23 protein-coding genes and 1 tRNA gene are annotated in these 25,666 nt (G+C 72.3%); 8 read left to right on the forward strand and 16 right to left on the reverse strand.

Going from position 1 to position 25,666, the window contains the following annotated elements:
* Nucleotides 1-6: 6 nt before the first annotated feature.
* From ACFWU9_RS16225 to ACFWU9_RS16265, 9 genes are all read right to left on the reverse strand, one after another.
* A complete protein-coding gene (locus ACFWU9_RS16225; RefSeq protein WP_384318699.1) occupies nucleotides 7-1,215 on the reverse strand; it encodes a GNAT family N-acetyltransferase in 1,209 nt (402 codons plus the stop codon).
* Nucleotides 1,215-1,880: a Wzz/FepE/Etk N-terminal domain-containing protein gene (locus tag ACFWU9_RS16230; RefSeq protein WP_384318701.1), complete on the reverse strand. Its 666-nt coding sequence runs from the start codon at nucleotides 1,878-1,880 to the stop codon at nucleotides 1,215-1,217. The genes ACFWU9_RS16225 and ACFWU9_RS16230 overlap by 1 nt, the downstream gene beginning before the upstream one ends.
* Before the next feature lie 8 nt (nucleotides 1,881-1,888).
* Nucleotides 1,889-3,076, reverse strand: coding sequence for a glycosyltransferase (locus tag ACFWU9_RS16235; RefSeq protein ID WP_384318703.1), 1,188 nt, complete (start codon nucleotides 3,074-3,076; stop codon nucleotides 1,889-1,891).
* Nucleotides 3,073-3,864 (reverse strand): polysaccharide deacetylase family protein, encoded by a 792-nt coding sequence (locus ACFWU9_RS16240; protein ID WP_384318704.1) that lies wholly within the window; start codon nucleotides 3,862-3,864, stop codon nucleotides 3,073-3,075. The genes ACFWU9_RS16235 and ACFWU9_RS16240 overlap by 4 nt, the downstream gene beginning before the upstream one ends.
* A complete protein-coding gene (murJ, locus tag ACFWU9_RS16245) occupies nucleotides 3,854-5,728 on the reverse strand; it encodes a murein biosynthesis integral membrane protein MurJ (protein WP_384318706.1) in 1,875 nt (624 codons plus the stop codon). Before murJ ends, ACFWU9_RS16240 begins: the two co-directional genes overlap by 11 nt.
* Complete coding sequence (locus ACFWU9_RS16250; RefSeq protein WP_384318815.1) at nucleotides 5,725-7,110, reverse strand: O-antigen ligase family protein; 1,386 nt, start codon at nucleotides 7,108-7,110, stop codon at nucleotides 5,725-5,727. The genes murJ and ACFWU9_RS16250 overlap by 4 nt, the downstream gene beginning before the upstream one ends.
* Before the next feature lie 97 nt (nucleotides 7,111-7,207).
* Entirely contained in the window at nucleotides 7,208-8,842 is a 1,635-nt protein-coding gene (locus ACFWU9_RS16255) for a sugar transferase (protein WP_384318708.1), read from the reverse strand.
* Nucleotides 8,839-10,032, reverse strand: a complete 1,194-nt coding sequence (locus ACFWU9_RS16260; RefSeq protein ID WP_384318710.1) for a glycosyltransferase — start codon at nucleotides 10,030-10,032, stop codon at nucleotides 8,839-8,841. Before ACFWU9_RS16260 ends, ACFWU9_RS16255 begins: the two co-directional genes overlap by 4 nt.
* A gap of 93 nt (nucleotides 10,033-10,125) precedes the next feature.
* Entirely contained in the window at nucleotides 10,126-11,307 is a 1,182-nt protein-coding gene (locus ACFWU9_RS16265) for a DUF3344 domain-containing protein (RefSeq protein ID WP_384318712.1), read from the reverse strand.
* Between the two features lie 229 nt (nucleotides 11,308-11,536).
* Between ACFWU9_RS16265 and ACFWU9_RS16270 the strand changes: the two genes are divergently transcribed.
* The 4 genes from ACFWU9_RS16270 (at nucleotide 11,537) to ACFWU9_RS16285 (ending at nucleotide 13,667) form a co-directional block, all read left to right on the forward strand.
* Nucleotides 11,537-11,788, forward strand: a complete 252-nt coding sequence (locus ACFWU9_RS16270) for a chaplin (RefSeq protein WP_384318714.1) — start codon at nucleotides 11,537-11,539, stop codon at nucleotides 11,786-11,788.
* Between the two features lie 236 nt (nucleotides 11,789-12,024).
* Entirely contained in the window at nucleotides 12,025-12,264 is a 240-nt protein-coding gene (locus tag ACFWU9_RS16275) for a chaplin (protein WP_384318715.1), read from the forward strand.
* Between the two features lie 278 nt (nucleotides 12,265-12,542).
* The gene (locus ACFWU9_RS16280) at nucleotides 12,543-13,226 is read left to right on the forward strand and encodes a hypothetical protein (RefSeq protein ID WP_384318717.1); all 684 of its coding nucleotides are present in this window, start codon (nucleotides 12,543-12,545) and stop codon (nucleotides 13,224-13,226) included.
* Between the two features lie 141 nt (nucleotides 13,227-13,367).
* On the forward strand, nucleotides 13,368-13,667 hold the full coding sequence (locus tag ACFWU9_RS16285; RefSeq protein WP_384318719.1) for a hypothetical protein: 300 nt from the start codon (nucleotides 13,368-13,370) through the stop codon (nucleotides 13,665-13,667).
* Between the two features lie 117 nt (nucleotides 13,668-13,784).
* Here ACFWU9_RS16285 and ACFWU9_RS16290 read toward each other — a convergent pair whose 3' ends face one another.
* Nucleotides 13,785-14,477: a vitamin K epoxide reductase family protein gene (locus tag ACFWU9_RS16290; RefSeq protein WP_384318721.1), complete on the reverse strand. Its 693-nt coding sequence runs from the start codon at nucleotides 14,475-14,477 to the stop codon at nucleotides 13,785-13,787.
* A gap of 329 nt (nucleotides 14,478-14,806) precedes the next feature.
* Complete coding sequence (locus ACFWU9_RS16295) at nucleotides 14,807-15,316, reverse strand: DUF5949 family protein (RefSeq protein WP_384318723.1); 510 nt, start codon at nucleotides 15,314-15,316, stop codon at nucleotides 14,807-14,809.
* A 176-nt stretch (nucleotides 15,317-15,492) separates the two neighbouring features.
* Between ACFWU9_RS16295 and ACFWU9_RS16300 the strand changes: the two genes are divergently transcribed.
* Nucleotides 15,493-16,734 carry a cytochrome P450 gene (locus tag ACFWU9_RS16300; RefSeq protein ID WP_384318725.1) on the forward strand — a complete coding sequence of 414 codons (1,242 nt, stop codon included), beginning with the start codon at nucleotides 15,493-15,495 and terminating at the stop codon, nucleotides 16,732-16,734.
* Between the two features lie 77 nt (nucleotides 16,735-16,811).
* On the opposite strand, the gene ACFWU9_RS16305 is transcribed toward ACFWU9_RS16300, so the two are convergent.
* Entirely contained in the window at nucleotides 16,812-18,005 is a 1,194-nt protein-coding gene (locus tag ACFWU9_RS16305) for a winged helix DNA-binding domain-containing protein (RefSeq protein ID WP_384318727.1), read from the reverse strand.
* Between the two features lie 32 nt (nucleotides 18,006-18,037).
* Nucleotides 18,038-19,549, reverse strand: coding sequence for a short-chain fatty acid transporter (locus ACFWU9_RS16310; protein WP_384318729.1), 1,512 nt, complete (start codon nucleotides 19,547-19,549; stop codon nucleotides 18,038-18,040).
* A 143-nt stretch (nucleotides 19,550-19,692) separates the two neighbouring features.
* On the opposite strand from ACFWU9_RS16310, the gene ACFWU9_RS16315 reads away from it, so the two are divergent.
* Both ACFWU9_RS16315 and map read left to right on the forward strand, forming a co-directional pair.
* On the forward strand, nucleotides 19,693-20,664 hold the full coding sequence (locus ACFWU9_RS16315; RefSeq protein WP_384318731.1) for a hypothetical protein: 972 nt from the start codon (nucleotides 19,693-19,695) through the stop codon (nucleotides 20,662-20,664).
* Nucleotides 20,665-20,792: 128 nt separating this feature from the next.
* Nucleotides 20,793-21,560, forward strand: coding sequence for a type I methionyl aminopeptidase (gene map / locus ACFWU9_RS16320; RefSeq protein WP_384318733.1), 768 nt, complete (start codon nucleotides 20,793-20,795; stop codon nucleotides 21,558-21,560).
* 238 nt (nucleotides 21,561-21,798) lie between these two features.
* Here the strand turns inward: map and ACFWU9_RS16325 are convergent, their stop codons facing one another.
* Nucleotides 21,799-22,956 (reverse strand): nuclear transport factor 2 family protein, encoded by a 1,158-nt coding sequence (locus ACFWU9_RS16325; protein ID WP_384318735.1) that lies wholly within the window; start codon nucleotides 22,954-22,956, stop codon nucleotides 21,799-21,801.
* A gap of 94 nt (nucleotides 22,957-23,050) precedes the next feature.
* Between ACFWU9_RS16325 and ACFWU9_RS16330 the strand changes: the two genes are divergently transcribed.
* Nucleotides 23,051-23,974 carry a LysR family transcriptional regulator gene (locus ACFWU9_RS16330; RefSeq protein ID WP_384318737.1) on the forward strand — a complete coding sequence of 308 codons (924 nt, stop codon included), beginning with the start codon at nucleotides 23,051-23,053 and terminating at the stop codon, nucleotides 23,972-23,974.
* Nucleotides 23,975-24,474: 500 nt separating this feature from the next.
* On the opposite strand, the gene ACFWU9_RS16335 is transcribed toward ACFWU9_RS16330, so the two are convergent.
* Nucleotides 24,475-24,548: transfer RNA gene (locus ACFWU9_RS16335), tRNA-Ala, on the reverse strand.
* Nucleotides 24,549-24,608: 60 nt separating this feature from the next.
* On the reverse strand, nucleotides 24,609-25,661 hold the full coding sequence (gene glpR / locus ACFWU9_RS16340; RefSeq protein WP_384318739.1) for a gephyrin-like molybdotransferase receptor GlpR: 1,053 nt from the start codon (nucleotides 25,659-25,661) through the stop codon (nucleotides 24,609-24,611).
* Nucleotides 25,662-25,666 lie beyond the last annotated feature (5 nt).

Genomic DNA, 25,666 nt, shown 5'->3' on the forward strand with positions numbered 1-25,666 from the left:
GCGAGGTCACTCCTTGCCGCCGCCGCGGCGTGTCCGCTTCGCCAGGCCGGCCTTCATCGCCGGCAGCCGCTCGTTGACCAGGACGGCGGCCCGGCCGCGCGCGGCGGCGTGGGCGGCGACCAGCCGCAGCGAGGCGGCCAGCATCGGGCGCGCCATCAGCAGCCGTCGGTTGCAGACGGTTTCCGGGCGCCAGTGGTGCTTGTACGGTTCGTTGCCGCGCAGCATGCTCAGGGTCGAGCGCCCGTCGGCGCTGATCCGCCGGGCGCTCTCGCGCAGCAGCATCGTGGCGACGTCGACCTTCCGGTCGCGCAGCACGGGGTCGGCGCCGTACAGATAGCCGCCCGCGAGCCGCGGTGACATCAGGGTGAGATCGGCGGCCACCACCTCGCCGCCGAGCAGGAACTCGGTGACCCGCGCGTCGCCGCACTCGACCATGGCCCGCACCGAGCGGGTCAGATGGCCCGCGAAGCGGGCGCTGAGGTGTTCCTGGGTGACGCCGCGTCCCTGCCACTGGAGCCGGTGGAGATGGAGGAGCCGTTCGACGGCGGTGGGGATCTCGTCCCCGGGCACCTCGCGCTCCTCGACGCCGGCCGAGTCGATCTTGCGGATCTTGGCCCTGACGCGCTGGGCGCGGGCGGACGAGAGACGGCCGAGCAGTTCGTCCATGGGGACGGCGGGCAGTTCGAGACAGGGCGAGTCGGTGAGCGTGTCGCGCGGGCCGTCCCAGCACTCGTAGACCCGTTCGACGGCGGCGCCCGGCCGTACCTCCCGGAGGTCGACGACGGCGGTGCGCGCGGCGTTGGCGAGGGCCTTGGCGAGCGCGGGGGCCGCGCTGTCGGCGCACTCGTCGTCGAGCAGGACGTCGGAGAAGTCGGAGATGGAGCCGCCGAGCTGGACCAGGACGGGGAACGGCCGGTGGACCAGCATCAGCGGGGCCGCGCCGACGAGGACGCCGTCCCGGCGCAGCAGGACGACCCGGAGCCGGCCGGGGGCGCCGTACGACAGCCACCAGGAGTGCAGCCACGCGTGGCTCTGGAACGGGGTGGCCGCGCCGGAGCGGCGGTGGAGCGCGTTCCACTCGGCAGCGAGCGAACCGAACCTGACGGGGTCCCGGCAGATCTCGGAGGTCAGCGCGGTGAAGGTGCCTCTGCCGACGGTCTTCGCCGGGGCCGCGCCCGCCCGGAGGGAGCGCCGGGTGGTCGATTCGGCGGCCATCAGACGCTCTCCGTCTGTGGCACGGGCGCCGCCGAGGGGCCCGGCACCGGTGCGTGCACCTCGGCGCGGCGGCGCTTGGGACGGACCAGTACGACGAGCCCGCCGAGGAGTCCGCCGCCGGCGGCGCCGACGAGCGCGGCCAGCGGCGCGGACGGGGAGACGGGGCTGGTGGGCTTGACCGCGCGGGAGAACTGGACCACCCGGACGTTCGTACTGCCCTGCATCTGTGTGCCGTTGAGCACCAGCGAACGCGCGACACCGTCGGCCATGCTGACGGCCGCCTGCCGGCCGCTGGAGGTGGCGGTCACCGAGATCATCGGGGCGTCGGGCGAGGTGACCGTGGTGACGTTCTCCCTGAGGACCTTCTTGGAGACCCCGGCCCACACCTGGGCGTCGCCGATGGCGGCGACCTGGGAGGCCACGCGCCCGTACGCCTGCGCGAAGCCGAGCGCGGCGGCCGGGTCGGTCTTGTCGGTCGGTACGACCAGTACGTAGCTGGTGGCGGAGTACTGCGGCGTGCGGAGCATTCCGTACGCGCCGCCGGCGAGCGCCCCGATCAGGACGCAGACCGGCACGATCCACCAGACGGACAGGGCCCTGATCCTCGCCAGGACGCGGCCGGGCCGGGAGCCCTCGGGGCGTCGGCCGCTCTCTTTCTCGGTCATCGTCGAACTCACTCCTCGGGGGTGGCGCGGCGGCGGACGGGACGCTCGGAGGAGCCACCGTTCCGGCGCAGGGCGTGGTCGTAGACGGACATCAGCTGTTCGGCGCTGCGGGAGATGTCGTAGTGGCGCGCGGCGGGCGGCACCGGCAGCCGGCGTGGGCCGTCCTGGGCGGTGAACCGCTCCTGGAACGCGGTCAGTTCGGTGACGAGGCCGGAGACCGTCCCGCTGATCTGACGCGCGCCAGGGGCGGCGTCGGCGGGCAGGTCGGTGAGCGCCGGGCAGGTGACGTGCAGGACGGGCAGCCCGGCGGCCAGGCCCTCGACCACCGCGAGCCCGAAGGCCTCGTCCTCGGAGGTGGACACGAAGAGGTCCATCGCGGCGAGGAGCGAGGGCAGGTCGGGTCCGGTGTCGGCGGCGGGGTCCGGCGGCGGGTCCTCGCAGGCGCCCGGGGTCAGGACCCGGTCGGCGGCGCCCAGTTCCGTCGCCAGGGCGCGCAGCCGCTCACGCTCGGGGCCCTCGCCGACGAGCAGGAGGCGGGCGCCGGGCAGCGCGGCGACGGCCCTGACGAGGGTGTCGAAACGTTTGCCCGGACTGAGCCTGCCGACTCCGCCGACGACGAACGCGTCGGCGGGCAGGCCGAGTTCGGCGCGGGCCTTGTGCCGCGCCGTCTCGTCGTAGCCGAAGCGCGGTACGTCGATGCCGTTGGGCACGACATGGATACGGTCCCGGCGTACGCCCCAGCGGCGCAGCCGGTGCGCGACGGTGGTCGAGACGGCGACGGTCGCCGAGCCGAGACGCTCGGTGCCGAGGTAGAGGGCGCGGGCGCCGGTGGTCAGCGGGCGGCCCTCGATCTGGGTGGCGCCGAGGGAGTGCTCGGTGGCGACGACGGTCCGTACGCCCGCGAGGCGCGCGGCGAGGCGTCCGTACACACAGGCGCGGTAGAGGTGGGTGTGGACCAGGTCGTACCCGCCCTCCTTGATCAGTCCGGTCAGCCGGGGCAGCGCGCCGAGGTCACGGTTGCCTCTTATGTCGAGGTTCGTGACGGAGCGGCCGTCGGCGGTGATGCCCCGGGCTACGGCGCCCGGGTTGGTGAGCGTGACGACCGCGCTGTCCGTGGGCAACTGGCGCAGCAGCAACCGCAGTTGCTGTTCCGCACCGCCGATGCCGAGGCCGGTGATGACATGCAGCACCTTCATGCGCCGCCGCCCTCGCCGGTGGTCGTGGCCTCGGCGGGCAGGGTGGCGGGGCCGTACGGGGTGTACGGGACCGGCTCGCGGCGCCGACTGTGCAGCACGCGCTTCAGGAAGAGCCGGGCGGCGGTGTCCTCCTGGCCGATGTGCACCCGCGGCAGTGCGAACAGGCCGGTGAGCGGGCCGGGGCTGATGCCGACCGCGTACCGGTAACCGGCGTCCCGTACGGCGGCCATGGCGCGCTCGTCGACCGTTCCGTACGGATAGCAGAACCCGGTCACCTCCTCGCCCGTGATCGCGCAGAGCGCCTCGCGGCTGCCGCGGGTCTCCTCGGTGAGCAGCGCGTCGTCGGCCTCGGTGAGATCGGTGTGGCGCAGCCCGTGCGAGCCGACCTCCATGCCGGCCGCCGCGGCCTCGCGGATGCCGTCCGCCGTGAGGAGGGGCTTGCGCGGGCCGAGGCCGTCCCACTCGTTGACGCCGCCGAGCCGGCCGGGGAGCACGTAGACGGTTGCGGTGAACTCGTAGCGGTGCAGCAGCGGGACCGCGTTGTCGAGGAAGTCGGCGTAACCGTCGTCGAACGTGAGCCCGACGAGCCCGGCGTCGCGGCCCCGCGCGCGGGCGCGCAGCAGCCGCTCCATGCTCACGCCGGTGAGCCCCCGACGGCGCATCCAGCGCAGCTGGCGGTCGAGCCGGTCGGGCGAGACCGTCACCTGGTAGGGGTCCTCGGCCGGGTCGGTGATCGAGTGGTACATGGCTGCCCACAGGGGGCCTGCGGAGACCGTGTCAGCGGACATCGATGAGCTTTCGTGTGGCGGAGCGGACGAGGGAGTCGATCTCGGGTACCTGAAGGGCCCGTGCGATGACGAGGAACACCGCGGCGACCACCAGACAGGCGACGGCCGCCGCGGGCACGGGGGCGGGGATGAGGGCGCCGCAGAGCCATCCGGCGCCGGTGGCGGCAGCGGCGGAGGCGCTGAGTTTGACGAGCCCTCCGGTCATGTGGCGGACCCGCACCGGAACGCTGTGCCGGGCCACGCCGTTGAGCAGCAGCCCGGCGGTGGCGGTGATGCCGAGCGCGTTGCCCGCCGCGATCCCGAGGACGCCCCAGGTGCCGACGAGCAGTGCGCCGCCCAGGGTGGTGAGGGCGAGGCCGAGGAGCATGGCGAGCGCGGGGAACCACAGGGGACGCGCGGCGGAGAAGTAGCAGCGGACCAGGGCTCCGACGAGGGTGTGGCCGAGCAGCCCCAGTGCGTACACACGCATCACGGCGGCGGTGGCCGCCGTGTCCGCCCGGTCGAAAGCACCGCGCTGGAAGAGGATTTCGATGATCTGCGGTGCGCACGCGACGACGGTCGCGGCGCCCACGAGCACGATGACACCGGCGAGCGCGAGGTCGCGTTCGACGCGCCGCCTGGCCCGGTCGGTATCCCCGGCCGCCATGGCGCGCGCGACGACGGGGAAGGTGACGGTGCAGAGCATCAGGGACAGCACCATCGGCATCTGCGCGACCTTCTGCGCGTAGTTGAGGTGCGAGATGGCGCCGGCGGGCAGGGGCGCGGCGAGGAAGCGTTCGATGAGGACCTGGGACTGGCGGCTGAGCGCGAAGACGATGACGGGGGCGAGCAGTCCGAGGACGACGAGGGGCCGGCCGGTGGCGGGCTGTTCGCCGGTGGGTTCGTGGGCCTGCTCGTGCGGCGGCTGGTGCGCTTTCTGGTGGGGCGGCTCTCCCGCGCGGCGGTCACGCAGCCGGCGCCAGACGACCGGCGCCTGGACGAGGACCATCAGGACCCCGCCGATGGCGACGCCGACGGCCGCCGCGCGGACCCCCAGCCGTTCGCTGAGGATCAGCATCGTGGCGATGATGCCGACGTTGTACGCCACGTAGATCATCGCGGGTGGTACGAAGCTGCCGTGCGCCCGCAGCGCGGCGCTGCAGAATCCGGCGATGCCGAAGGTGAACGCGCAGGTGGCCGTCAACCGGGTGCAGTCGACGGCCAGTCGGGCGTCCGGGAGGCCGGGGGCCAGGGCGGCGACCACCCAGGGCGCGGCCAGCATCAGCAGCACGGCGCCCGCGCTGAGCGCGAGCAGCAGGGTGGGCAGGGTCGTACGCAGCAGGGCGTGGACGGGGTCGCGGTCGTCGTGGCCGGCTCGGTCGGGTTCCGCGCCCGGCAGGAGTGGCTGGCGCTCGGCCCTGCGCGCGAGGGCGAGGCTGAAGGCGGGCACCAGGATCAGCGCCATCGCGTCCTCGATGAGCAGGGTCGAGGCGACCTCGGGGACGGTCCAGGCGACGAGGAAGGCGTCGGTGTCGGGGCCCGCGCCGTAGAGATGGGCGATGGTCTGGTCGCGTACGAGACCGAGCAGCGCTCCGGCGGCGGTGAGGGCGGCGGTCACCAGGGCGGCGCGGGCGAGGAAGCCGCTGGAGAGATGGACGCCGCGCCGGCTCGCGCCGGCCGGGTGGGTGTCGTCCTTCCCGGCCGGCGAGACGGAGGACGGCGGTGGCCGCCGGCCGGGGACGGCGGGCTGAGCGGGCGGGGCGGACTCGACAGGGGCGAGGGGCGCGGCGGGGACTACGGGCGCGGCGGGTACGGCGGTTGTGTCCGGCACCGCGGTCCCGGGCGGTTCCGGCGGTGACTGTGTCGCGTCGGTCAGGTCGCTCACACCGCGCCAACTTCCGCGGTCGTACGCCGCTCTGTTCCCCGGTCCGCCACCCGGTCCGCGTCGCCGTCCTCCCGGCGGTGCGCCCGCCGGTCGAGCGCCCACCACGCGGCCAGGCCGAGCACGACCGCGGTCAGCACCGTGGAGGGCCCGCCGATGTCCGCGTAACCGAAGTCCACCAACTGCCAGATCAGCAGCCCGGCGGCGACCAGCGCGCAGTCCGTCCCCGTGCGTCCGCGCCGCGCGCCGGGCAGTCGCCGCAGCGCCAGCACGAGCAGCGCCGTCCAGCTCCCGGCCAGGGCCAGCAGACCGACGATTCCCTGCTCGCCGAGGATCAGCAGATACATGTTGTGCGGCGAGAGCAGCGGCTGGCGCTGGAACGCCTTGCCCGCGCCCGCCGTGTCGCTGCCCGACGAGAGGGCGATCGAGGAGTGGCTGTCGCGGTGGGCGGGGAAGCCCTTGAGCCCGACGCCGGTGATCGGGTCGGTGCGCCACATGCCGGCCGCCGCCGCCCACATCGTGTACCGGTCGGTGACCGACCGGTCGGGTGCCTCGGTGACCTCGGTGATGCTGCCGACCCGTTCGGAGACCATCTGCGAGCCGATGCCGAGTCCGCCGACGAGTACGACGCCGAGCGCCGCCGCCACCAGCGCGACGCGGGCCGCGCGGCGCAGCCCGGAGAGGGCGAGTTGGAGCGTGACGGCGACGACGGTCGCGATCCACGCGCCCCGGCTGAAGGAGAGCACGAGCGGCAGGAAGAGCAGTGCGGCGCAGCCGAGCGCGAGGGCCCGCTGCCGGCGCGGCGTCTCGTGCCCGCCGCCGGGTCCGGGCTCGGCCCCCGCGCCCAGGGCCAGTCCGACGGCGGCGACCATTCCGTACGAGACGACGGTGGCCATGCCCATGACGTCGGTGGGTCCGAACGTGCCGACCGCGCGGACGTCCTCGCCCATGTACGAGGCGCCGGTGCCGGTCAGATACTGGACGACTCCGATGAGCCCCTGCACCAGCGCGAGGACCACCATCGACCAGGCGACGAGCCGGAAGTCCCGGCGGTGTCTGATCAGCAGCAGCAGCGCGCCGGGCACCAGCACGAAGATCTGGAGGTAGCGGGCCACGCCCGGCAGGCTGGACGCGGGGTCGTACGAGGTGATCGCGGCGACACTCACCCCGAACACGGGAAGTCCCAGCACCAGCGCGGCTGTTCGGGTCAGAGGCCGGGTGCGGTCGCGCAGCGCCCGTACGAGGCAGAAGAGGACGAGCAGCGCGGAGGCGGCGTCGGCGACCGTGCCGGAGCTCGCCGACCCGTCCCCGGCGGGCCCGGCCACCGGGACGGCGAGCAGCGCCACCACGGCCAGTACGGGCAGCACCGGCGCCGCGCGGCCGATCGCCTCGCGCCAGTCGCTCTCGCCGGGCTCGGCGCGCGGGAGGGGATCGGATTCGGTACGGGGGGCCAGGAGGAGCGAGCCTCGGGCGTCGGCCACGTCAGCTCCCCGCCGGACGTACGAGCGAGAGGGCGGTTCGGATGATGATGCACACGTCCTGCCACAGCGACCAGTGGTCGATGTAATGGTTGTCGAATCGGGAGCGGTCCTCGATGGAGGTGTCCCCGCGCAGCCCGTGGACCTGCGCGAGACCGGTGATACCGACGGGCATCCGGTGGCGCGCCGCGTAACCGGGGTGGGTCTTGCTGAAGTTGGCGACGAAGAAGGGCCGTTCGGGGCGCGGGCCGACGAGGCTCATGTCGCCGCGCAGGACGTTCCAGATCTGCGGGAGTTCGTCCATCGACGTACGGCGCAGGAGATGGCCCACCGTGCTCATGCGCCGGTCGTTGGCGACGGACCAGCGGGTGGCCGCCTCGTGGTCGTCGGCGGGGCGCAGGGTGCGGAACTTCAGCAGGGTGAAGGGGCGGCCGTGCTGCCCGATGCGTTCCTGACGGAACAGCACCCCGGGGCCGTCGAGGAACCGTACGGCCAGTGCGCAGGCCAGCAGCACCGGTGAGATCGCCACCAGGATGGGGCCCGCGACGGCGATGTCGAGCAGGCGCTTGGCGAAGGTGCCGCGGCGCGCGGTGGGCGCGGGGACACGGCGGCAGGTGAAGCCCCAGAGGTGCTGCGACATCCGGCCGCCGGCGCCGCTTCCGCCGACGAACCAGGTGGCGCAGCCGTATTCGTGGAAGAGCGCGACATGCCCGGACCGGTCGGCCTCGGCTCCCGCGCTCGTCCCGTCTCTGGTCTCGTCGAGGAACACGGCGTGCCGGACACCGTTCTGGATGACGGCCCGGTGGATCTCCTCGACGGTGCCCAGCAGGGGGAGCGCGGGAGCGGAGGCGTCGACGGCGGTGTCGGCGACGGTGTCGGACAGCTGCTCCTCGCCGGTGGGGTCGGCGCCTTCGGGAGCGACGATGCCGACGGGCCGCAGGCCGTACACGGGGTGCGCGGCGAGCAGCGCGGCGAGCCGCCGGGCCGCGGGACCGGTACCCACGACCAGCGCGGAGCTGAGCCGGTTCCGCGCCGTGTGCCGTCTGTATCCGTGGACGAGGGCGCGGCAGAGGCAGCAGCCGAGTAACTGGGTGGTGCTGCCCGCGAGCAGGACGGTGAGGCTCAGCGCGTGCGCGGGAAAGAGCGCGGCCAGCAGCGTGGCGGCGGCGCACCAGGCGACGAGGACGCGCGCGGCAAGCGCGGGGAGTTCGTCCAGGGCGTTGCGCGGTCCCGACCGGCGGTAGAGCCCGGCGTACGCGTTGAGGACGGCGACGCACGCCATGAGCTGCGCGATCAGCACCACATGGCGCTGCGCGGAGTCGAGCACGACGGTGCCCAGCAGGGCCGCCGCCCAGTCGGCGCCGATCAGCGGCAGCGCGAAGCGCAGGGGCGCGGCCGTACGGCGCCGGGGCGGGACGGCGACGCGGTCGGTCGCGTCGCGCGGGGACGCGATCTGGACGAACCCGAGCGGCGGCAGGCCGGTCGCGGTGAACGTCGCCCGGCCGGCCCCGCCGGGGCCGACGAGCTCACCGGGGCCGAGGCCGCCGGACTCCCTGTCCCGCTGTCCGACACCCGCCGCCGGGTGGCCTGTCGATCCGCGTCCGGAGGGGGCGGGGACGCTGGTGCTTTCGGTGGTCACTGGGGGATCGGCTCCCTGCGCTCGGAACGCGGCACGGTGGCCACGTCGCGGTACACGTCTGCGATTGCCCTTGCTGTCCGCCGTACGTCATAGGTGCTCAGTACGTGCTCATGGCCCTGGCGGCCGAAGTCCTCGCGCAGCGCCCGGTCGCGCAGCAGCGCGGTGATCGCGGTCGCGGTCGCGGTGTGGTCCTCGGGCGCGGTCAGGCAGTGCGCCCGCTGGGCGGGCGGCAGGCTCTCGCTCGCCCCGTCCACGTCGCTGAGCAGGACGGCGCGCCCGCTGGCCATGGCTTCGAGCGGCGCGACGGCCATGCCCTCCCAGCGGGAGGGCAGGACGACGAGGTCGGCGGCGCGGTACCAGGGCGCGGTGTCCCGTACGGCCCCGGCGAAGAGCACCGACGGCGGGGCGTCCTCGCGCAGCCGCTCGGCGTCGGGGCCGTCGCCGACGAGGACGAGGCGGGCGTCCGGCATCCGGTCGAGGACCAGGGGCCAGGCGCGTAGCAGGACGTCCTGGCCCTTCTGGCGGCAGATCCGGCCGACGCACGCCACCAGTGGTGTGTCCGGGGGGAGTTCGGCGAGCTGGGGGAGCGCGGCGCGGGCGGCGGCCGTGGAGGCGAGTCCGCCGGCCGTGTCCGCCGGGCGGAAGCGGTCGGCGTCGACGCCGTTGTGGACGACGGACCAGGGCGCGCGTACGCCGGCGCGCTCGCCCCTGCCGCGCTCGGCCTCGCTCACGCAGACGACACGGGCGGTCCAGCGGGCGGCCAGCCGTTCCCAGCCCCGGGCGAGGGCCGCCGTCGTCCCGCTGACCGCCTCGAACGACCAGGCGTGCGGCTGGAACACGGTCGGGATGCGCCCCCGTACGGCCAGGCGCCCGGCGAAGCCGGCCTTCGCGCTGTGCGCGTGCAGCACGTCGGGCCGGATCCGGCCGGCCAGTTGGGCGACCCGCCGGATCTCGGCGGGCAGTCCGAACCCGGGGTCGCGGGTCGCGTCCCAGACCTCCGTCTCGGCGCCCAGCGCGGCCACGTCCGCCGCGAGGGGCCCGCTTCCGGGGCAGGCGACGACCACCCGCATTCCGGCGGTGACCTGTGCCCGGACGAGATCCGCGACAACACGGCCGACTCCTCCGTCGACCGGTTGTACGAGGTGAAGCACCGTGAAGCCGGGACCGGGACTGTGCGTTGTTGGGCGCACGCGCAACTCACTCCGCTCGTGGTCTCTGGTGTCGTGGATCGGACAATCCGGTAAGCCCGAATGCGCCGCCGTTGTGCGGACGCGTGAGCCGGCTCAGCGCCGCGCGTCCACCGCGACGAAAAACGCGCCGAGCCAGACCGAGTCCCGCCCGGTCCGGTAACTGACGTTCATAGTGTCGCCTCCCGGGACCAGCGCTTCACGCAGGTCGAAGATATCCGAGTCATATCCGAGAGTGTTCTTGTAAGCGGGTTGTCGTTTAATCTGATTGATACCGTCATCTGCAATGCTGGAATTCATCACATCGGCACGCGGGTTCGCACTGTCGACGATCGAACGCGCTTTCCCGCGCCCCGTCCCGACGGCCAGCGATTCGCCGCCCGTACCGGAGTCCCCGTCGTACGAGACGACGCCGAGGACGCCCGTCGCGCCGGCCGGAGTCGCCAGCTTCCCGAGCCCGACACGCACCTGGGGGCGCTCCGCGTGGAGCGCCTCGAAGCCGTCCCAGAGGGCCAGATGACGCAGCGGGTCCTCGGCCCTCTCGTACGCGACGACCATCGTCCAGCCGCCCCACGCGCCGACCGCCGTCCGGCCCATGGCGACATTGACCTGCGCCACGGTGTACGTGCCCGAACCGGCCGCCCGCACCAGGGGCGTGATGTCCGCCGACGCCTGGTAGGCATCGGCGCCGCCGGCCGTACGGTGGCCGATCAGCGTGTCGGACAGGACCTCCTTGTACGCGCCGCCGGGCTCCGCGATCAGCACACGGCCGTTGTCCCGCGGCGGCTTCTGCTCACCGACGCGGAGGTTGCCGCCCCAGTACAGGCGCGCGTAGCTGACCTTGGCGCCGGCCGGTACGCGCAGGTCGCCCCGGGTCGAGTTGTAGGTGTTCGGGTCCTTGTCGAGGTCCGTGTAGAACATGTCGTACCGGCCGTTGGACGCCTTGGCACTGCCCCGCGCCGCCCTGCAGGCCGAGGCATCGGCGGGGGTGACGGGGGTGAACACGCCGGTGGTCCGGCAGGTGATGGCCGAGTTGGCGGCCCGGACGATCCCGCCGTGCTGGACCGCGTGATAGCGCTCGGCGAAAGGAATTCGACTCGCCTCTTCGGCGGAATCCGCCGAAAGCGCCGAAACCCTCGACACCGTCGGGGCCGTTGTGGTGACCGAGGCGGCCACTGCCGATGAACCCGGGGTCGGAGCCACTGCCACGGCCGTCGCCGTCGCCGTCACGGCGAACAGCAGACCGCGCCTTACAGCATGAACCGCACTATCGCGCATAGGGACTCTCCGACCGGAAGAATGAAACGCCAGTGCACCCTTACAGAGCGCGGAGTGAAAATCACGTGAGCCGCGCGGACCGTACCAAAGCACAGTCGCTTTCCCGGAATCGGGCGGTGCTCAAACCAGCACCCGCCGCCATTCGAACTCTTCGGCCGGTCCGGCGTTTCCCGAACGGCCGCCGGTCGTTGAGCCTGTCGCACCATTGGTAAATCGAAAGGATATGGTGATGAAGCGAGTCGCTAAGTCCGTAGTCATGGCAACGTCGAGCGCCGCCCTTCTCCTCGCCGGTGCCGGCATGGCGTCCGCCACCGGTCACAGCGGCGCCTCCGCCGAGGGGGTCGCGGCCAACTCGCCCGGCGTCCTCTCCGGCAACGCGATCCAGGTCCCGGTGCACATCCCGGTCAACGTCTGCGGCAACACCATCAACGTCGTCGGCCTGCTCAACCCGGCCTTCGGCAACACCTGCGTCAACGCCTGACCCACGGCGCAGCAGCACCGGCGCCGGTCCGGCGCCGCCGCTCCCCCTGTCGGGGCCGAGGACGGCCGGTCTTATGGCGCACCGGCCGTCCTACCGCCTCCGACGGTCCACCGGCGGAACCGGACCGGCTTCTTCACTCATTCGGACCGCAACCGATCAGCACCCCCCGCGTTGATCGGTAAGTCGGGCAACACGCCCGTACCGCCATTCCCCTTACGACCGAGGAGCTCATCCCCATGTCGCGTATCGCCAAGGCTGTTGTTCTGTCCTCCGCGGCCGCCGCCGCCGTCGTCGGCGCCTCCGGTGCCGCCATCGCCGACAGCGGCGCCCAGGGCGCGGCTGTCGGTTCCCCGGGTGTCATCTCCGGCAACGTCATCCAGGTTCCCGTGCACGTGCCCGTGAACGTCTGCGGCAACACCATCAACGTCATCGGCCTGCTCAACCCGGCCTTCGGCAACACCTGCGTCAACGCCTGAATCTGAACAGCAGCACAAGCGCCGTCACCTACGGCAAGAGCCGCTCTCCCCGTCCAGGGGTGGGCGGCTCTTCCGTTGCCCGGGGACGGCGGCGGCCACCCTTTCGGCCCCGGCACACGTCCCGGACGAGTGAGAGTCCCCGCCGTCCCGGTCCAGGTCAGCGGGGTCGAGACGGCCGGATGGCGGACAGGGGGCGGGTCTCTCGAACGGTTGCGGGCGGCGGTCCCGCGACCCACGGTGAAGACGAAACCCCCCTCGTGTCCCGAAAGGACCTTTTCATGCGTTCCCACGTCTCATCCCGCGCCGCAGCCGCCGCCGTCTGCGCCGTACTCGTCCTCGGTACCGCCGGTACCGCCGCCGCCGTCACCGTCCAGGAGACGCCGGTCGGTGTCGGCGCCGAGGCCACCCGCGCGCCGATCGCCGACGCCGAGGCCCTCAAGCAGCAGACGCGGACGCTGAGTTCGCTCTCCGACGCCATCAAGCCGGTCACCGCGCTCCTCGACTCCGTCATCGCCGCGGACAACGGCCAGATCTCCGCCGCCGACGTCCAGAAGCACCAGAAGGCCATCAAGAAGGCTCTGGACGCCGTGAAGAACGCGGCGTCGGCCGCCCCCGCCAAGCCGGCCGCCCCCATGGCCGGCATGGACGCGGTGACCACCATGGGCGCCGACGACAAGGCCCAGGCCGCCGCCGACCTGACGGCCGAGGCCGTCGCGTGCGTGCAGCGGTCCACGGACGCGCTCCTCAAGGCGACCACCACCAAGGACGCGAACGCCGTCGCCACCCAGTCGAAGGCCGTCGTGACCTCGCTGGTCAACCTGACCGCCGCGCTGGTGATGAACGGGCGTCTGCCGGCCCCGAACCTGCCGGGTCTGCCCGAGCTGCCGAAGCAGCCGGGCGCCGAGGTTCCCGCGCCGGCTCCGGAGCTTCCGGGCGTGCCGTCGACGCCGAAGCTTCCGTAGCACCGCGGAACGCCGCCACGGCCGTACCGGTCCCGTCAACCCGGGGCCCGTACGGCCGTTCGTCGTGTCCGGCGCGGCCGGAGGTCGTTACTGAGGACGAGGTCAGGCAAGCGAGAACTACCGTTGAAAGAAGGATTCACCATGAAGCCCATGAAGGTCGCCGCGGTCGTCGCAGGTTCCGTGCTGGCGCTGGGCGCCGGCGCCCCGGCGTTCGCCGCCGAGAGCCTCCCGACGAGCCTGAACGGCGGACTGGGCGGGGCCCTCGAAACGGTGACCAACCAGGAGTCGCTCGACGCCCAGGTGGTGAACACGAACGCGCTGGACCCGAAGAACAAGGGCTCCCTCGTCAACAGCCTGGGCGACGTGGCGAAGGGTCTGAACGGCGGGGCCAAGGGCGGCAAGGGCGGGGCGATGCTCGGCGGGATCCCGCTCGGCAGGTAGCCCCGGCAGCGGTGACTGCCCTGCCGACGGCGGCCGCACGGAGACGGCGCACGCGAGTGCGCGCCTCCTGCGGCCGCTTCGTCGTTCTCGGGGGAGCGCCGTCCGCGTACGGGCCGGTCAGCTGGTCCAGAAGTCCCACCAGCGGGTCAGGACCAGCATCCCGATGACCCCGATCCACAGCACCGGCGGCACCCAGTGGAACTCCCCCAGCCCACCGCGCAGCCACCTCGGCGCGGGAAGAACCCGGTGCGTGACGTTGAACGTCGTCACGTAACAGAACATCACGATCGTCGCGGCCCAGGCCAGCGAGCACCACAGACAGAGCGACCCGATGCTGTACAGCGACTGGTACTGCAACCACGTACAGAAACCGACACCGAACAGCATCCCGCCGTTCAGCCCCACCCAGAACCACCGCCGGAACCGCGCCCCCGCCAGCAGCCCCGCACCCACACACACCACCACCGCGTACGCCACCAGACCCAGCATCGGATTCGGAAACCCGAACACCGACGCCTGATCGCTCTTCATGATGTTCCCGCACGACACCACCGGATTCAGACTGCACCCCGGCGTGAACCCCGGATCCTCCAACAGCCTGAACTTGTCAATAGTGATCACCCACGACGCCACCACACCCGCCGCACCCGTCACCACCAACAACCACGCCAGCACCCGCCCCGCACCGAGCAGGCGCTCCTCGTCCCGCCGCCGGCGCCGCCCGTCCCGCGTGGGCTCCTCGTCCCCGTATCCGTATCCGTCCCCGTATGCGCCGGACGCCGACGCGTTGTCGCTCAATGCTGTTGTCATGGTGTCTGCTCCACCGGTTCGGTCACGCATTCGAAGTAGCGTTTCAGCTGTCCCCCTCGACACGCCGCGCACAGTGACTCCGGGGTCGCGTACGGCGTTTGCCAGAGCATGAACTCCGTCCGAGCACCCCGATGGCAGCGCCTCTCAGCGGTGCCCGAGCATCGTGCCGAAGCGGTCCCGTCCCCTCCCCCGACCCCGCCTCCTCCCACCGCCTCGCCGATCCCCACCCCCATCTACAGCGCGCTGGTACGGGAGTGGGGCGCGGCGGGACGGACGATCCCGGCGAACGGCGGGCCGGGCCACAGCGGTCGGTGAGCCGGGGGCCGCGCTCAGCCCCGCAGGCTGCTCACCGGCACCAGGCAGTGCGCGGCGCCGGTCAGCACGGCCTCGTCGCCGACGAAGGCGCGCAGCGCCTCCTCGCTCACCGGCTTGCCGGGGGTGCCCTCGGGCCACGGCTGGGTGGCGATGATGAAGTACACCGCGCCCGTCGCGCGCGCGTCCTCCTCCCACTCCGGCGGAACGGCGCACTGGGCCTTCAGATACGGCATGGTCAGCACGGCCCGCCCGGCCTGCACCAGCAGGGTGATCGGCACGTTCGGAGACGTGGCGACATCGGTCAGCCCGGCGCCGGTCCGCAGGCCGATCTCCTCGATGACGGCGTGCATCGCCTCTTCCCCGGCGTCCGCGCCGTCACGGCCGTCGCCGAGCGAATAGGCCAGCAGGAAAGGCGGGTTGCGCTCGCCGTCGGAAGGCTGCTCACCGGTCCAGGGAATGACGGTGAGGGTGCCGAGCAGAGGGGCGTATTGCAGGCTTCCCTGCGCGGTGTTGGTAGAGGTCATGCTTCGGCACAGTAGCGGCCCCTCGACACTGGAGGTGAGTTCGCGTCACCCGAGTGGCGGAGTGATCGTCCCTCTGTACGAGAAGAGTCCTCCGATACCCCCGTCTGCCCTACGTCCGGCGCACGCCGATGCCCAGTCCGCCGTGGGAAGCTCGAAGCCACGGAAGGAATGGACAAATGACGCCGAATCTCGCCGATCCCTCGTTCTGGCAACTGCCGCATTCCGAAAGGCTGGAGGGTTTCGCCCGGCTCCGCGCCGCCGGCCCGCCGCAGTATTTCGTGGAGCGGCCCGGGAGCCGGCTGCGGCCCGAGCGGGGCTTCTACGCGCTGGTCAGCCATGCGGACGTGGTGGAGGCGAGCCGTAACGCGGAGGTGTTCGGCAGCGCGCCCGGCGTCACCACCCCCGAGCCGGCCCGTTGGGTACGGACGGTGTTCGGCGAATCGCTGGTCAATCTCGACGACCCCCAGCACACCCAGCTGCGGAAGATCGTCTCCCGCGCCTTCACCCCGCGCATTCTCGCCGCGACCGAGGAGGATGTCCGCTCGGTGGCGAAACGCATTGTGGACGACCTGCTCCGGGAACGCCCGACCGATTTCGTCACCGCGGTCGCCTCGCGTATGCCGTTCGAAATCATCTGCAATCTGATGGGAATTCCCGAGAAGGAACGTCCCTCGATCCTCGCCCAGGTGAATCGGGCGTCGGTCGAAACGGGTGTGGCGCGGACGCCGAGACAGCGCATTCGCGTTCCCGGTAAGGGTCTTCGCGCGCTGGCCTCGATGCAGGGAATGGTCGCGGACCTCGGTCGGCAGCGGCGCAGGAATCCGACCGGCGATCTCATCTCCGCTCTCGTGAACGCCGATATCGACGGGCAGTCGCTGAACGGCCGCCAACTCGGCTCGTTCTTCTCGCTGCTGATGGTCGCGGGGGTGGAGACCACACGGAACGCGATCGCGCACGGTCTCTCCCTGCTGACCGATCACGCGGACCAACGGGCGCTGCTGCTGAGCGACTTCGACCGGTACGCGGACGGCGCCGTCGAGGAGATCGTGCGGCACTCGACGCCGATCATCCAGTTCCGGCGCAGACTGATCCAGGACCACCGGATGAACGGCCGCGACTTCCGGCGGGGCGACCGGGTGGTGCTCTTCTACGCCTCCGCCAACCGCGACGCGTCGGTCTTCACCGACCCGGACCGCTTCGACATCACCCGGAGCCCCAACCCGCACGTGGGGTACGGCGGTGGGGGCCCGCACTACTGCCTGGGCACGTTCCTGGCGAAGCAGGAGATGAAGGCGCTGTTCCGGGAACTGCTGACGAGATCGCCCGAACTGCGCTCCGTGGGCGCGCCGGTGCTGGTGCCGTCGAACTTCGACAACCGGGTCCGCTCGATGCCGTGCGCGTTCGCGGGGGACCGCTGAGCGCTGACCGCCGAGCACCGACCGCGCGACCCTGTGCGCTCGCGGACCTGTGCGTGCGGGGGGTGCCCGGCGGGTCGTCAGCCCGCCAGCTCGTCCTCCAGCCAGGTGCGTCCCCGCGTACGGGGGCTGAGCCTGACCTCCCCCAGGGGGACGGCGAGGCGCTCGGCCTCGCGCCGTACCGCCGCCTCCGCGTCCGCGCCGACGTCCTCCAGGAAACGGCACACGATCTCGCCGCCGCCGTCCTGCGCCCAGCCGCCGACGATCCGGCCGTCCCACCAGAGCGAGGGGCCGATGTTCCCGACCCCGTCGAAGAGGCGTGGCCCGTGCTCGCCGAGGAACCACTCGCGCGCGTGCCACCCCATCGGAGTGGAGTCGAGCGCGGGCAGCAGCGCGGCCCACGGCTCCGGCGGCTCCGTCTCGGCCAGGTCGTCGGGCAGGAGCAGCCCGCTCGCGCCGCCGCCGAGGTCGACCTCCACCGGCTTCAGTTCTGTCAGCACCCGCTTGACCTGTGTCTTCGTCCACCCCGCCCACCAGCGCAGATCGTCCGCGGTCGCGGGGCCGAACGTCCGCAGCCAGCGCCGGGCCAGCTCCTCCTCCGCGCGGTGGGTGTCCCAGTGCGCGAGGCCGCCGGGCAACCAGTCGGTGAGCGCCGCCCAGCGGTACTGGTGCGAGGTCCAGGAGCCGCGCGGCCGGCCGCGTACCACCCGGCCCTCGGCGGCGAGCAGAAGCAGCAGCCTGCTCGCGACCTTCTGGGTGCCCTCGTAGTGCTTGCCGGGCGAGAGCACGACCTCCGTACTGAGGCGGGGGTCGTCGCCCGCGAGTTCGGCCGCCGTGGACTCGCCCCGGGCGGCGAGCGCGCGTACGGCGATGTCCTCCGTGTCGGCCAGCCACTCCCGTACGCCCGCCTCGTCGTCCGCGACCCGCGACGCGGCCAGGAACCCGAGCAGCTTGCGACGCTCGCGCGCGGCCACGGCGTCCGAGCAGGCGGCCTGGAGCACCGGGGCCGCGTCGAGGGTGGTGACGAAGACCGTACGGCGCATGCCGAGCAGCCGGATGAGCGTGCGGTCCTCGTACAGGGCGCGCTCCACCTCCCGTACCGAACCGCCGTTCGTCCGCGCCCAAACGGCGACATAGACGGAGGACGGGTCGGTGCTGTGGAGGGCGAGGAGGTCGCGCGCCACCTCGGCGGGGCCGTCCGCGCGGGCGGCGACCGCCAGCCGGTGCCGTACGCCGAGCCGGGCCCGTCGCTCCTTCACGTCGATTCGCCGCACCGCGCCGCTCCTCCGCCTGTCGTGCCTCTTGCCTACGGGAAGGGAAGCGTACGGGCGAAGAGGGTCACGAGGATCAGCACGGCGGGGAAACAGGCGAGGAACATGGCGAAGGTGTAGCCCATGATGTCGCGGGCCTTGAGACCGAGGATCGTCAGCGTGGGCAGCATCCAGAACGGCTGGAGCAGATTGGCGCTCGCCTCGCCGAGGTCGTACACGACGACCATCCAGCCCTGGTTCACCTGGAGCTGGTTGGCCGCCTCCAGAACGTACGGCGCCTCGATGACCCACTTGCTGCCGCCGCTGGGCACGAAGACGCCGAGGACCATGCTGTAGATCGCGATGAAGGCCGGATAGAAGAACTCGTTGGACACCGAGACCAGCCAGCCGGCGATGGTCTTGCTCAGCCCGGTGAAGGCGATCATGCCGAAGATGCCGCCGTAGAGCGGGAACTGGAGGAGCACGCCGGAGGCCGCGGGCGTGCCCTCCTTGACCGCCTGCGCGAGGCGGAAGGGGCGCCAGTGCAGGATCAGGGCCAGCAGGATCAGGATGAGGTTGACGGTGTTGAGGTCGAGCGCGTTGAGCGGGTCGCCCTCCGCGAGGGCGAAGTGGCGTACGAGGTACCAGGCGCCGAGCGCGAACAGCAGGATCGCGAAGACGGGGCTGTACTCGATCCACTCCCCCGGCCGGCCGCGCCGGGCCTCCGCGCGTTTCTCGGCGACGCTCGGGCCCAGGTCGATGCCGAGCTGCGCGGCGGTCTTGGCGCGGTCGGGGGACGGTGAGAGGAACCAGGCCATCACGACCGCGATGACGAAGATGACGGCGGTGGCGGCCATGCCCTGCCACAGGAAGATGGTCTCGGTGAGCGGGATGAGACCACTGCCGCGACCGTCCGCGATGACCTCCTGGACTGCGGGCGGACTCGACGCCTCACTGGCCACCTGGAGGGCGGCGGAGCCGGACAGCCCCTGGGCCCAGACGGTGCCGAGCCCGAGGAAGGCCATGGCGCCGAGGGCCCGGTAGTCGACGCCCTGGACGCGGCGGGCGATCTCCTTGGCGAGGATCGCGGTGAAGATGAGGCTGAAGGCCCAGTTGAGGTACGAGGTCCCCATCGCGACGGCGGCCGTGAACGCGACCGCGCCGCGCGGGGTACGGGGCACGCGGGCGATCCTGGCGATCAGCCGGCTCATGGGCGGGGAGACCGCGACCGCGTACCCGGCGATAATGATCATCGCCATCTGGAGCGTGAAGGTGATGAGCGACCAGAATCCCTGGCCCCACGCGTCCACCAGCCCGAACCCGGCGGTGTCGGCGGGGTCGTCGGGCCTGCCGTACAGCCCTTCCCCGGTGGCGAGGCCGAGCGCGAAGACGGCGAACGTACCGACGAGGACGAAGCCGAGGGCGTCGGGGAGCCACTTCTCGGTGAAGGCGGTGAAGCGCAGGGCGAGCCGCGCGAGCCAGTTGTCCCTTGCGGGCTGAGGGTCTGACTTGGGGCTGGGCTGGGGGTCGGACCGGGGTTCCGGCTGAGGTGGGGGCGCCGTGGCCATGGGGGTTCTCCTGTGGGGGACCTGTGCTGAGGAGCTCGTACAGGAGTCACGGACGCGGGGGCGGAGCGGTTCACGGCATGTCCCCGAAGGGCCATGGGCCGGACGAGCCGGGCGATGTCAGACCCTCCCGCTAGCGTTCCCGCATGCCCCTTGACAAGGACCTGGCCGCCCGGATGACCAAGCCGGACTTCTGGCCGCTGTATCTCTTCGACGACGAGGCGACGGAGGCGTACGACGAGGAATGGGGAGAGGAGGACGAGGAGGAGCTCTTCCGTACGGAGTTCTCGCTGGGCCAAGGGCTCGGGCTGGAGCTTGAGTTCGAACCGGGGCTCACCCATGTCAATCTGGGCGTCGTGTCACCCGGGGTGGCCGAGGCCGAGACCGTGGGCTGGGACGACATGGCCCACTTCCACCCGCATGTCATGCCCTGGTCGGAGCTGGACCTGCTGTGCCGTGCGGCGGCCCTGCACGATCCGGCGCTACGGCACCCGGGCCCGATGCTCGCGCTGCTGCTGCGCTTCGCGTTCCTGGCCGAGGACGCGGATCCGGATGCGATCACGCCGCTGGTGGACGCGGCGTTCGCCGTGGTGCGGCCCGCGGAGGCCGGGGTGGCGGGTGGCCTCCGCGACGAGACGCGTGACTTGTTCGAGCCGCGCGATCTGCGCGGTACGGGGATCGAGTGGACGACCCGGCCCGACGGCTGCCGGGCGGTGACGCAGCACGGTCGCGACCGACTGCCGCTGTACTCGCTCCGGGAGCCCGAGTCGGACGGCTTCCCGTTCGCCGCCTGGTCCGCGCTGCTCGCTCGCGCGTCGGAGGTGGTGGGCGCCGTCCAGGGGGACCCCGCTCTCCGTAACCCCGAGGTACGGGCCGCGCTCGACAGCTGCGCCGAGCCGGACGGCCACCGGCACCTCGGCCCGCTCGCCACCGCGCTGGCCGGGGCGGGCTTCGATCACCCCGTGCTGCTTCGAGCGGTGTCGGAGCCGGTCGCGCCGGCGGAGGCGGCGTGGGCCGTGGAGACCCTGGCGGGGCTGCCCCAGGGCGAATTGATACCGGCCTGGTCCGGTGCGAGCCGGCTGATCGGGGGCAGTTCGAGGAGCGCGCCGCAGCCCTGAGGGAGAACGGCCTGAGACGGACGGCGACCTGCGGCGAAGCTCCCGCCTCGCGATCGACCGACTCCCCCACCCGTGATACTAATACCGGTATAAATATTGCGGACGGGTGAGGCGAGGAGTCACAGCTCATGGTGGAGATCAAGACGGACGCCGCGATGGACGCGATGCGGGAGGCCGGGCGGGTGGTGGCCCACGCCCTGGCCGCGGCCCAGAAGGCGGCCGGCATCGGGGTGCCCCTGCGGGAACTCGACGAGGCGGCGCGCGAGGTGCTGGCCGACGCGGGGGCCGGTTCCCCCTTCCTCGGATACCGGCCGTCCTTCGCGCCGGTCCCCTTCCCCGCCGTCGTCTGCACCTCGGTCAACGACGCCGTGGCGCACGGCATCCCCACCGACTACCGGCTGCGCGACGGCGACCTGGTGAGCATCGACTGCGGCGCCCTGCTCGACGGCTGGGCGGGCGACGCGGCGATCAGTTTCATCGTCGGTACGCCGCGCCCCGCGGATCTGGAGCTGATCGACGCCACCCGACGGGCCCTGGACGCGGGCATCGCCGCCGCTCTCGTCGGCAACCGTCTCGGCGACATCTCCCACGCGATCGACACGGTCGCCCGCGAGGCTTCCTGCGGCATGCCGGCCGACTTCGGCGGCCACGGCATCGGCCGCCGCATGCACGAGGACCCCCACCTCCCCAACCGCGGCCGCCCCGGACGGGGTCTCCCCCTCCGCCACGGCCTGGTCCTCGCCATCGAGCCGATGCTGATGGCCGGCGGACGGAACACCTACCGCACCGACACGGACGGCTGGACCCTGCGCACGACCGACGGCACCCGGGCGGCCCACATGGAACACACGGTCGCCCTCACAACCACGGGCCCCCGCATCCTGACCCTGCCCTGACCCTCACGCCGAACGGCCCCCGGCTCCGTGCGCGGCCTGAACCGCCCCCGGAAACGCCGGGATCCCGTCCGATCAGTCAGATCGGACGGGATCCCGGGACGTTTCCTGAGAGCTACTCAGGAACTGCCGGTTGTGGGGTGTTCACGAGTGAGGCCGAGGTGCGGCGGCAAAAGGCCCTGAAGATCGTTCCCTGTGTGCCTAGTGATCGTTTCCCGTGGACAGATACCGGTTCCCGCTCTCAGGAATGACGGTGATACGCCTTGCCGGCGATGTGCCAGCGCCCGTCGGCGCGGACCAGCAGGAAGATGTCGGTGAACGTGTCCGCGCCGTGCGACAGCGTCATGGTGGCGGTCGCGACGGTGCCGTGGACATCGATGGCGTCGATGCGGCGGGTGCGGGTCGGTTCGTCCGGGGCCGGCCGGCCCTGAAAGAGGGTGCAGTACTCGTCCAGGCGCCAGGAGACGAATGCGGCGTCCCGGATCCCTTCGATGCGGGCGGAGGGAAGGAACGCCTCGCGGAAGTGGGTGGGGTCGCCGGTGGCGTGTCCGCGGATGTAGGCGTGGAGCGGTTCGAGCACGGCCTTTTCCACGGCGGGGGCCGTGGCGGCGACGGCGATGTCGGCCCCGGAGGCGGCAGGGGTGCCGGCCAGGCCGGCCGCGCTGCGCAAAGGGATGTCCGACGCGGCGGCCAGCAGCGCCATGTCCTTGGCCAGCGCGCCGATCGTGAACTCGGCCATGGCATCGGTCGGCTCATCGAGGAGGAAGTGTCGCTTGCGGGCCACGAGGCCGCCGAGCTGGCCGAGTTCGAGGACGTCCAGAACGTGAGCACGGGGCAGGCCGAGGGCGTCGGCCTGCCGCAGTGCGTCACGCAGCGCGAGGACGGCGCCGGCGAGGCTGTTGTTGGCGATCAGCTTGAGCGCGGCGGCGGTGGAGGCGTCCTCCACGCGCCGCACGGTGCCCAGCGTTTCCAGAGCCGGTCGGACTCGACGGAGCACGTCCGGATCGGCGGCGGCGAGGATCCGCAGGGCGCCGGCGGCTGCGGCCGGCACCGAGCCGAGCACAGGTGCGTGGACGTAGGACGGGCCGAGTTGCCGGGCCAGCCCCGCTGCTTCGGCGGGGGCGACGGTGCTGGTGTTGAGCACGATCGTGTCCGTTCGCAGCGAGTCCCGGACGGCGTCGAGGACCTGCCGGCAGGCCGGGCCGTCGAACAGTGCCAGGAGTACGAGGTCGGCCTGCGCCACGGCCTCGTTCGGGTCGCCGGTCATCGTGAAGGTGCCCGCTGCGCGCCCTGAGCGGGTCCAGCCGACGACGTCCCGACCCTGGGCGGCCAGGCGGGTCGCGATGGCGCTGCCCATGCGTCCCAGACCGAGGACGGCGATCGTGTGCGGTGTGGTCATAGGCGCCACAGTGGCGCACCTCGATGACTGCGACAAGCGCAGACTTCGCATGCCTGCCCTGCGAAGATCGCATGGGGGTTGGCATACTGCCGTCATGGATCTGGCTGTGTGGCGGGCGTTCGTGACGGTGTGCCGGGTCGGATCGCTGTCGGCGGCGGCAGCCGAGCTGAATCACACGCAGTCGGCCGTCTCCCGGCAGATCGCCGGACTGGAACGGCAGCTCGGCGTGCCTCTGGTGGAGCGCCACGCGCGTGGTGTACGTCCGACACCGGCCGGTGAGGTGTTCCGGCGCCATGCCCTGGCCACACTCCACGAGGCCGACCGCGCCGTTCGCGCGGTACGAGACGTTCGCGAGGGGGTGTGCGATCGTCCCCTGGCCATCGGAGCGACGCCGTCTCTCGCCGCGGGGATCGTCCCCGAGGCCGTCCGGGGCCTGCTGAAGCAGACCGGATCCCTCCGGTGGAGCCTGCTCCCCGGCCTGAGCGCCCAACTGCACGGCCGGGTGATCGCCGGCGATCTCGACATCGCCTTCGTCACCGACGCTCCGCCGGGGCTGGCCGTCGACCCGCGGGTCGACCGGCGGTTCCTCGGGCTGGACGAGATGGTCGTCGTACTGCCCGCCGACCATCCGCTGGCCGGGCAGGAGTCTGTGCGCATCGAGGCGCTGGCCGACGAGACCTGGGTCGAGGACAACGACGGCTCGGCGGCGCTCCTGCGCCAGCACGCCGCCCGCGCCGGAGCCAGCGCCCACATCGACCTCACCGCGGCCGATCTGCCGGGCAAACTGGCCCTGGTCGCCACCGGTCATGCCATCGCGCTGATCCCCGGAGTGCTGACGAGCGCGCTGCGGGCCGATGTCACCGCGGTCGGCCTTGTGGATCCCCCGACCCGCGGCGTCTACACGATCACACCACGCCGCGATACCCACCCTCGCGCGGCATCTCTGCACGACCAGCTCGCCAGGGTGTTCGCAGGCTCGGACCAGACCGGAAACGACAAAGCCCCCGACCGATCATGAAGATCAGCGGGATCTCGTCAACCGCTCCCGAGCGAACTCGGGAACAGTCGCTCCCGGAGCTGAGGGACATGGGGCGCGAACAGCCCGGCCAGGCAGTGCTGCTCGCGCCCGATGCCACGGACGCGACCGTTCGCAACACCTCTGCACCGCCCGCACTTCCCCGCCGCCTGGCGGGGATTGCCACCCGCATGACCAGCCGATCAGCGATATCTCGTCGCGGCATCCCAGGGAGATCAGTGACCGGGGTGAACCACAGGACGGCGCGCGACTGGAGGACCTGCTCGGTGAGCCGGTAGTCCAGCACGACCCCACAGGACAGCCTCAGCGGGCCTCTTCAGCGGCCGGGCAGGTGCCGAGCGACCACACAGACCCGACAGACCGTCATCCACCACCCCGAACAGGCATCGAACGAGGTTCGAAACGACGAAGATCCCGCCCGATCTTGCGATCGGACGGGATCTCGTGAACTCTTCCTGAGCCAGCTCAGGAACCGTCGGTTGTGGACCTGTGGGGATTTGAACCCCAGACCCCCTCGATGCGAACGAGGTGCGCTACCAGACTGCGCCACAGGCCCTTGCGACGAGTGAAACTTTAGCACCACCGTCGGGGTGCTTGGAAATCCGTTCCTCGCTGGTCACTCGTTGGCCGCGCGGGGGCGGTCGTCCTCGTCGAACTGGTCGAAGAGGGGGGTGCGGCTGCGGTCGCGGGGGCGGCGTTGGGCCGGGGGTTCGGCGGGGGACGGTTCCGGTGGGGTCGGTTCGGCCGTGGAGGAGCGGGCCGCGCTCCAGGTCTCCGGGTCGCTGACGTTGACGCCGCCCGTGGCGCGCGGGGCGACCGGGGCCGTCACGTACGTCGGGAGCGGGACCGGGACCGGTTCCCAGCTGTCGCCCCGGGCCGGGCCGCGTTCGCGCTGCTGGTCGACCCACTCGGCGTGGTCCGTCTGCTCGACCAGGGCGCGGCGGCCCGCCTCCTGCGGGGAGACCGCGGCGGCCGGTTCCGGGGCGGTGCGGGGTTCGGGCTCCTCGTCCGGCTCGGCCGGGGCCGGGGCATGGTGGCGGCGCGGGCGGTTCTCGCGCAGGCGCTGCGCGGCGATCTCCGCCCTGCGGCGGTCCATGGTGAAGACGAAGCGGCGCCGCTCCTGGGCGCGCAGATGCACGATGTACACGCTGAGGAGTACGGCGGGGACGGCCGGTGCCCAGAGGAAGGCGAGCCCCTGGACGCCCGCGACGACCGCGCCGACCGTGAAGACCAGGAAGAGGACCACGGTGGTGCGCCGCCGGCGGGCGAGGACCTGGGACCGCTGGGCGCGGCGGGCGCGCTCGGCCGCGGCACCCGAGGGGGCCGCGCGCCGCTCGGGCACGGGCTCGGGCGAGGGCGCCGGGATCTCCAGACGGACTTCCGTATGGTCCGGGGGCGCGGAGAAGGACCGGACGTCGACAGAGCTCGTCGGCTCCGCCGCGACGTCCGGCTCGTCGTCGGGCCCGGCCTCCTCGGTGGTGCGGTCCTGCAACTCCCTGGCGTACCGGCGCTCCATCGCCGCCCGTCCGGACAGCAGCCGGATGGCGGTGCTGAAGCGTTCCGTGGGACGGGCTTCGTTGAGCTCGTCCTGCCTGCGGAGCCACATCGGTACCAAGTAGGCGGCCCAGGCCCCGACGATGACTGCGTAGATCAGGCCGCTGCTGCTCACGGTTC

Source organism: Streptomyces sp. NPDC058653, assembly GCF_042716895.1.
Taxonomy (GTDB): Bacteria; Actinomycetota; Actinomycetes; order Streptomycetales; family Streptomycetaceae; genus Streptomyces.